The organism is Streptosporangium sp. NPDC006013 (assembly GCF_040614275.1).
Lineage (GTDB): Bacteria > Actinomycetota > Actinomycetes > Streptosporangiales > Streptosporangiaceae > Streptosporangium.
In genome coordinates this window covers 1-8,278 of the sequence record NZ_JBEXUE010000440.1, presented here as the reverse complement: position 1 = coordinate 8,278, position 8,278 = coordinate 1, and the positions used below count along the sequence as shown (strand labels likewise).

5 protein-coding genes and 1 tRNA gene are annotated in these 8,278 nt (G+C 68.4%); 3 read left to right on the top strand and 3 right to left on the bottom strand.

Features of this window, described 5'->3' with window-relative positions; genetic code table 11:
• Window positions 1-1,170 precede the first annotated feature (1,170 nt).
• Window positions 1,171-2,940, bottom strand: a complete 1,770-nt coding sequence (locus ABZ260_RS40725) for an asparagine synthase-related protein (protein WP_355628346.1) — start codon at window positions 2,938-2,940, stop codon at window positions 1,171-1,173.
• A gap of 301 nt (window positions 2,941-3,241) precedes the next feature.
• On the opposite strand from ABZ260_RS40725, the gene ABZ260_RS40720 reads away from it, so the two are divergent.
• Together ABZ260_RS40720 and ABZ260_RS40715 are read left to right on the top strand one after the other, a co-directional pair.
• Window positions 3,242-4,753 (top strand): von Willebrand factor type A domain-containing protein, encoded by a 1,512-nt coding sequence (locus tag ABZ260_RS40720; protein ID WP_355628343.1) that lies wholly within the window; start codon window positions 3,242-3,244, stop codon window positions 4,751-4,753.
• Window positions 4,754-4,888: 135 nt separating this feature from the next.
• Window positions 4,889-4,961: transfer RNA gene (locus tag ABZ260_RS40715), tRNA-Ala, on the top strand.
• Between the two features lie 58 nt (window positions 4,962-5,019).
• Here the strand turns inward: ABZ260_RS40715 and ABZ260_RS40710 are convergent.
• Window positions 5,020-5,412, bottom strand: coding sequence for a DUF3224 domain-containing protein (locus ABZ260_RS40710; RefSeq protein ID WP_355628340.1), 393 nt, complete (start codon window positions 5,410-5,412; stop codon window positions 5,020-5,022).
• Window positions 5,413-5,528: 116 nt separating this feature from the next.
• On the bottom strand, window positions 5,529-7,265 hold the full coding sequence (locus ABZ260_RS40705; RefSeq protein ID WP_355628337.1) for an ABC transporter family substrate-binding protein: 1,737 nt from the start codon (window positions 7,263-7,265) through the stop codon (window positions 5,529-5,531).
• A gap of 353 nt (window positions 7,266-7,618) precedes the next feature.
• Here ABZ260_RS40705 and ABZ260_RS40700 point away from each other — a divergent pair.
• Window positions 7,619-8,278 (top strand): MFS transporter (locus ABZ260_RS40700; RefSeq protein WP_355628334.1); only part of this gene is annotated, 660 nt, incomplete at its 3' end.

The window sequence follows — 8,278 nt, the reverse complement described above, 5'->3', positions numbered from 1 at the left end:
GCTCGTAGTAGCCGCCGCGGTCGCAGCCCTCGTGGACGGTCTGGCCGAACAGCCACGTCGGCCGCAGCGCCTCGTCCAGCGGGATCTGGGCCCTGTGGGACCAGCAGGACCCTGGACTCCGTCGGGAATCCGGCACAGGAAGATTGGCAGGCCCAGCCACCTGCACAGCGGGATATAAGCCGAACTGTCCGAGGTCGGCTGCGGCTGCAATGCGCCCTGGATGATTGCCTTGGTGCTGGAGAGGTCGCGGGCGTTAACTGTTCCGGGGACGGAGATGAAGCTCGTGCAAATAGTGGAAATCGTCAGAAGACAGGGGTCAACCTGCGTTCCCTTGACGGATTCGATTCTCTCGGGACGAGCCTGCGCCGAAGTTGAAAGTTGCGAATCGGCTGAAACTGGGACAGGGGAGTGCAGAAGAAGGACGGCCCCGGCGAGCGCGCCGCCCGCAAGGGTCCGTTTCATGAAAATAGACACGTGCGTTGTCTCTCCCGTTACATTCAGCGAAAACACTGTGCGGCCATTCTTTGAACGCTCGGGAAGTGGCGGGAGAAGTGTCGATCGAATCAGGTGTGGAAGCTTGATGAGGGGTGCGCGTTTCTTTGCTTTCCGTAAATTTGAATCGCCACACAAAAGCCCAACATCCTTGTTGTGGCAATTAATTGGATAAGTGAATTATATTCACTCAAGTCGGACAATGGGCAGGCTGGGCGGTGATTGAAGGTAGGTCTCGACGCCGCCCGGTACCAGCTGTGGGCCGAGGTCGGAGCCGTCATCGTCACCGTTGAAAACGCCCGCCCGTGGAGCGCGCTCCACCGCCGGGAAGTGCTCGTCGAACACGATCTTCGTACGTCGTACGTGTAGCGTTGTGTGATGTGCGCGGCCGGGAGGTTCCCGGTTCGAACGGGGCGAAGTTTTCGTGATCACCCGGAAGAGGCGGAAGGCGGATTCGCGCGGGCGGGCGACCAGCGGGCCGCCGCGTTGCCGTGGCAGCGTTTCCTGTTTCCCCGGACGGGTACCACCGGCTGGCCACCCACCACCCCGACCGGTCCTGTAGGCGACCGGTGGTGCGGCGGGAAGCCTGCCCGGTGCCGTTGTCCGGCACCGGGCAGGCGGGTCGCGGAGCTCGAGAACGAATCGGGAAACGGTCCCCGGCTTCGGTCGTGGGGTGGGTCAGGACGGGATGGGGATGTGGATCCTGGGCAGGCCCTCGGGTTCCTTGCCGGGATAGTCTCCACCCAGCATGGTGGCCACTGTGTAGAGATGCCAGGCCTGGTTGGGCTTCTTGAGGACGGGTTCGGCGAACAGCGCACGAACCTCGTCGGGGTTGACGATGGGCGTCAGCAGGTCGAGGCGACCAAGGACATGGTCGCGTATCAGGCCGGTCAGCTCCGTACCGGGGCTGGTCCGCCAGTTCCAGCCACCGCCGCCGGTTTTCGGCGCGGTCAGCACCTGCGGCCTGCGCTGCCAGGGGTAGTACCGCTTCCCGGCGGTGAACCGCCACGGCTTGCCCTCGATCGGGATGTCCCTGAGCGACGGGGCCAGGACGCCGAGGAGTTCGTAGATGACCTCCTCCGACAGCCGCCAGGTCTGGTCGAGACCCAGCGCGGCGCGGACCACCCGGTTGTCGAGGAAGGGCCAGATCTGGTCGCCCCGGCGCAGCGAGCCCGCCCGCGCCCCCGCGTGCCAGCGGCCGACCTTGTAGGAGATGTACATGTGGTCGAGCGCCTCCAGCGGAGCCCGCTCTCGCCACGGCCCGGCCAGCTCGCGGGCGTGCTCGTTGGCCGCCTCGCTGAACAGCGCCGGATCCCGCAGGAAGGTCACGTCCACCCGGCGGCGCAGCGCTTTCTCCCCCAGGTCGGTCTGGAGCAGCAGCAGGCCGCCGGCCCGCAGGATCTCGCCGCTCTGCCCGGACATGGTCGGCTTGGCGCTGTATGGAAGGTAACCGACGACCGACTCGTACGCCGATGTCATGCCCTCGCAGGCGCGCAGCGTCTCGTAGGCCCGCGCGAGCGGGTGCTCGACGACGATCGCGTCCTTCTTCTCGGCGCGGGCCGGGGGGATGACGGTGTGCTCGATGTGGAGCGCCTGGGCGACGCGCCCGGCGAGGATCACGTCGGGGTGGGTGTCCAGGCCGTTGGTGGTCGCGCGCAGCGGGATGCCGGCCGCGTGCAGCACCGCGGCGATCAGGCGGCTGTCCCTGCCACCGGTGAGCGCGAGGTTCACCGGTTCCCCCGCCGCGCGCAGCGGCTCCACGGTGGCCAGCAGCGCCTCGGCCAGCTCCCCGACGAGCTCCTTCTTCCGCCTGCGCGACTCCGGTGCCGGCACGGCCGTCGGGAGCGGGGTCGTGGTGATCGTACGGGTGCCGCCCCTGACGGTCACCGACGAGGACGGCGGCAGCGCGCTCACCCCGAGGTAGGGCGTCTCGTCGGACAGGAAGTATCCCTGCCGGACCATCGACTGCAGCGCGAGCACGTCCCAGTCGACGCGCTCGCCGCAGGCGAGATGGACCAGGAGGGCCCGGCTGCCGATCACGTGCACGTCGGGCGTCTCGGCGTAGTAGACCGGGCAGACCCGGTGGATCGCGGTGGCGGCCGACAGCTCGCCGCCGGTGGCACGGAACACCGAGAAGCACCCGCCGACCGCCTCGCTGTCCAGCGTGGTCATGCCCGCCAGCCGGTTCACGTCGTCCGGTGCGGCCAGGTAACCGTTCACCCCGGTCACCCGGTCGTGCTCGGTCATCAGCGGCGGGGGCTGCCGCGAGTCGTCGGGCTCGTTGGTCCAGGCGAACATGGTGATGCCGGGGCGGTGCCACTCGCGCGACCTGATGACCTCCGGCGGCACGGGGAACACGCTGTCGATCACGCTCCTGACACGGTGCAGCATCGCCTCCGGTATTCCGGCTTCCGGATCTTTGGCCGCGAGGCCGAGGTACACGCGCATGACGAAGGATCCTATGTCGCGTTTTTTCGGGACGGCTGGGAGTCCGGCCGGACAGCATGGCCGAGATGAACGAGATGCTGTCACACGCCGTCACCCGTACGGCGTCCGTGACGACCGGCTGGGGCCGCCCACCCCCTGTGAGGACTTCGACGTGCGGGCCCTGCTCGGGCTCAGCGGGCGGGATCCGGCCTGGAAGCCCTGATCACGTGCCGAACACGGTTTGCGCTCGCTTGGGTCAAGCTCCCGGCGGGAGGCTGGAAGGAGCCGTCGTAGGGGGTGACACGCATCCCTAGGAGGCGACATGAAGTCACGCCCGCTCGCCGCTGCTCTCGCTGTGATCGTCCTGCTGTCCGCCGCCGCCTGCGGAGGGGCGTCGGACGGGAAGGGAACCGCCAGCCAGCCGATGCCCGAATCCGGCAAGCAGGTCCCGCGCCCCTCCCTCGCGGAAACCGGTGGCCTGGCCACCTCCGGGGCCGAGGACTCCGAGGCCGACGCCGCCAGGCAACGTGACACCGCCGCCGAGCAGATCTCCACCTTCGCCCTCGACGTGGACACCGCCTCGTACGGCTATAGCAGGCGGACCATCCAGGAGGGCAGGTTGCCGGAGCCTGGTCAGGTCCGGCCCGAGGAGTTCGTCAACGCCTTCGCGCAGGACTACCGGGAGCCGGACGACGACGGCTTCACCGTGCACATGGACGGTGCCCGTACGCCGGGGAACGGCGCCGCGCTGCTCCGTGTCGGCCTGCAGACCCGCAGGGCGGATGCGGAGGCCCGGCGCCCGGCGAACCTCACCTTCGTGGTGGACGTGTCCGGTTCCATGAGCGAGCCCGGCAGGATCGACCTGGTCAGGGAGGCCCTGCACAAGCTCGTCGACCAGCTCGGGCCCGGCGACCAGGTCTCCATCGTGGCCTTCAGCGACCGGGCGGACGTCGTCCTGTCCATGACCCCGGCAACCGACAGGGACCGGCTCCATGCCGCCGTCGAGCGCCTCGCCATAGGACAGTCGACGAACCTGGAGGAGGGGCTGACCAGCGGCTACGCGGAGGCCGCGACGAGCTTCAGGGCGGTGGCGGTCAACCGGGTCATCCTGCTCTCCGACGGACTGGCCAACGTCGGTGACACCACCTGGCAGGGCATCCTCGCCCGGGTCGAGGAGGCCGCAGGCAAGAGGATAACCCTGCTGTGCGTCGGCGTCGGCCGCGACTACGGTGACCAGCTGATGGAGCAACTCGCCGACAACGGGGACGGTGCCGCGGTCTACGTCAGCTCCGTCGACGACGCGCGCAAGGTCTTCGTCGAGCAGCTCGCCACCAACCTCGACCTGCGCGCCCGCGACGCCAAGGCACAGGTCGTGTTCAACCCCTCGGCCGTGGAGTCGTACCGTCTGATCGGCTACGAGAACCGGCGACTCGCGACCGAGGACTTTCGTGACGACGCCAAGGACGGCGGCGAGATCGGCCCCGGTCACTCGGTGACCGCCCTGTACGAGGTGCGGCTGCGCGGCGGGGCGTCAGGTCAGCTGGCCACCGCCACCGTACGCTGGCAGGACCCCGACACCCGCGATCCCGCCGAGGCCACTCGCGCCCTCGCGGTCGGTGACCTGGCAGCCTCGCCGTGGCGGGAGTCCGCGCCGAGGTTCCAGGTCGACGTGGTCGCCGTGGGCTTCGCCGAGTATCTCCGCACTCGAGAGGGGATCGCCGGAGCGGACCCCGGGGATCTCGCCGCCCATGCCACCCGGCTGGCCGCGTCCACCGAGGACCCCGCGGTGACCGAGCTCGCCACGCTGATCGAGAAGGCCATGTCGCTGAGGTAGGCGCCCGTACGCGCTGCGGCCCCGAGGCGAGCCGGCCCCCGTGGCGGCCCGCCTCGGCGGTTACAGGGTGTGGAGTGATTTCCTATACACTGGCGTGGACGCCGGGCAGGGCCCGGCGACATCGGTTGACACCGAGGGGCTATGGCGCAGTTGGTAGCGCGCCTCCATGGCATGGAGGAGGTCTGGGGTTCGAATCCCCATAGCTCCACTCCTCACGAAGGGCGGCCAGATGGCCGCCCTTCGGTGTTTTCCCGAACGAATCGCTCTCAGTCGAGCTCGTAGTCGAGGTGGAAGGAGTGGGCGCCGCCGTCGTTGACGATCTGCCCCCCACCCCGGATGCCCAGCAGTTCCCCGGTGCCCGAGTCGGGAAGGATCGTCCAGCTCAGCTCCGACTCCCCGGCGTGTGCCGCGGCCGTGTGGTGGAGCACGAAGGTGCCCTTGCGGCCGTGCGCGGTGCCGGTGAAGCGTTCGAAGCCCGCGTAGGCCGCCGACGTCTCGACCGGGGCGACCGCGGTGATGATGTCCGTGGTGCTGGTGCCGACCAGGTCGCCGTCGAAGGTCTTGGTGATGTGGACGCGGGAGAGCGTGGCACCTTCGGCCTCGTCGTAGGGGTGCGGATCCCAGCCGTCGATGGTGAAGGTTCCGGTGGCACGAGGCATATGTGGGCTCCCTTGGCAGGTCTCAGCTCTTGTGCTCATCCTGGCGCCTATACCTGTCATCTAATGTCAGATACGGGGCTCTCCATCCGTGACCGCGGCGGCGAGAAGGGGGCGCTCTAGGAAAGGCGCCATTTATCCATGTTCCAGGTGATGGTCGACTGCGCGGGGTTCGGGACGACGTTCTGGAGCGTCTCGTCCCACGCGCTGAGGCCCGGATGCTGGAACAGCGGGATGGTGGCCAGGTCACTCCAGAGCCGCTTCTCTATCTCACCGATGATCGGGTCCTGGGCGGCCAGGTCAACGGTCGAGTTCAACTCCTTGATGAGGAGGTCGACCCGCCTGCTGGAGTAGCAGCCGTTGTTGTTGCCCTTGCTGTGGGCGTCGCACTTCTGCGGCGAGGTGAAGCTGGAGGCCCAGCCACTGACCAGGGCCGAACCCGACCAGGCGAACAGCGCCACGTCGTAGCCGTTGGTCGGCATCACGGTGCCCAGGAAATCCTCGGAGCCCTTGTCGACGACCTTGAATCCGGCCTTGTTACAGGAGTCGATGATGAGCTGCACCGCCGCGGTGCGGCGCGGGTTCGGGGTCTGGTAGCCGATGCTGACCTCCAGCCCCGTCTGGCCGGCTTTCCGCAGCAGTTCCCTGGCACCCGCGATGTCCTGTCGCGTGTACACGCCGGCGCTGCCGCTGGCGGCCACGACCGCGGCGCTGTTGGCCTGGAACGGAGCCACGGTGCGAACCTGCAGGGGCCTGGCCGCGGGTGCGACGGGCTTGATCAGATGGTCGACGATGAGCTGCCTGGGCACGCATCTGGTGAACGCCTCGCGCAGCCTTCTGTCGCGGAACGGGCTGGAGTGGAAGTTGAAGTCCAGGTGCTCGTAGGTGTACTTGTCGGAGACACCGACCTTCACCCCCCGCAGGGACTGCAACTGCTTGAGCACCTCGGGTCCCGGCTGTGGTTCGACGATCTGGACCTCGCGGTTCTGCAGTGCCTGCGCCTGCTCGTCGAGGGTGATGAAACGCTCGACGATCGTCGGAGTCGCGGCGGGGGTGCCCCACCACCTGTCGTTGGCGATGAGGGTCAGCCGCTGCCCGGCGTCCAGCTTGGAGAGCTTGTACGGTCCCGAGGAGGGGATCAGCCTGGCCTCGGGCAGCCTGCCCTCGGAGACCCAGCCGTCGTTGAAGAACTTGACGCCCTCGGCGAGCTTCTTCGAGTCGGTGTTCTTGACCGCCGCGATGAAGTCCTCCTCGGACAGGCCGTCCTGCTCGGCGACCACGTGGGCGGGCAGCATCTCGGTCGCGCCGGGGCCGCCGGCCACCCAGTCCGCGAACGGCTTGTCGTAGACCAGGGTGAACTCCTTGCCGCCCTTCTCGCAGTCGGGGACCTCGGTGTCCTGGACGCCGTTGGTGTCGGCTGAGGCGAAGCCCTTGACCTTGCCGGACCGGAAGGCCCACCACAGCATGACGTCGTCGCAGTCGATCGGGGTGCCGTCGGACCAGACCGCCTTGGCGTTGATCGTGTACTTGACGCTCAGCGGGTCGTCGGAGATCTTCTCGTAGGTTCCGAAGTCCTTGTCGGGGACGATCGCGCCCTTGTCACCGTAGAACCAGAAACCCGTGAGCACCCGCTGCAGGGGCGCCGCGTTGCGCGTGGCGTTCTCGGCGGTGGTGTTGTTGTTGTAGGAGTGGAACTCCTGCTCGTACGCGTAGGTGATGGTCTCGGCCGGTTGGATCGACTCCGAGCCCGACGCCGTCGGGTCGTCCATCGGATCGGTGCTCGCGCAGGCGCTGAGCAGGAGCGAGCCGCATGCCAGCAGTGCCAGGATCCCCGCCGGCCTTCGTGTGTGGAACACGGCACACTCCTCTGATCGCCCGTTCTCCGGCCGGTCCCGTAACGGCCCCGCGGAGCGCGGGTGTCGTCGCTCCCGCACGGCCGCGCGGGACCGGAGACCGGCCTCGCGTCTCCCCGTGACCATGCCGGATGCGAGACCCCCAGTTGACGAGAATAGAAAAAACGTAACCTTTGAGCGAATTCTCCCAGTATGTGAGATGGCCATTACCGGGCTCCCGGCGTGCCCGCGTACGGGAAGGGCATCCGCACCGGGGAAAGCGGCGGTACCACCGGAGCGAGCATGGCCCGATCCTTGTGGATATTGGCACTCGGGCCACTCGCGCGGAGCATTTCGCCCCCCCGATTATGGGGCGCATGACAACGACTCTTCGGGCGCCCGAACGTAGGCTGCACCGCGCCTGGATCGTGGCGGGAGTCGCGTTCGTGGCCATCCTCGGCGCGGCCGGGTTCCGGGCGACGCCCGGCGTGCTGATCACACCGCTCCAGGAGGAGTTCGGCTGGTCCCGGGGCACGATCTCGCTGGCCGTCTCGGTCAACCTCATGCTCTACGGGCTGACCGCGCCCTTCGCGGCAGCGCTCATGGACCGTTTCGGAATGCGCAGAGTCGTGACGTACGCCCTGCTGCTGGTCGCCGCGGGCAGCGGGTTGACCATCCTGATGAACGCCCCCTGGCAGCTCGTCCTGTGCTGGGGTGTCCTGGTCGGCCTCGGCACTGGCTCGATGGCCCTGGTCTTCGCCGCGACCCTCACCGAGCGCTGGTTCGTCCGCCACCGCGGCCTCGTCACCGGTGTGCTCACCGCGGGCGGCGCCACCGGGCAACTCGTCTTCCTGCCCGTCCTCGCGCACCTGGCGGCCGACAGTGGCTGGCGGTCGGCCGCCGTCACGGTCACCGTCGCGGCTCTGGCCGTGGTCCCCCTGGTCTGGTTCCTGCTGCGTGACCGGCCTGAGGACGTGGGCACCACGGCTCTGGGCGCCGACCCCGCCGCGCCCCCGGCCGTGCGGCCCGCGCGGACC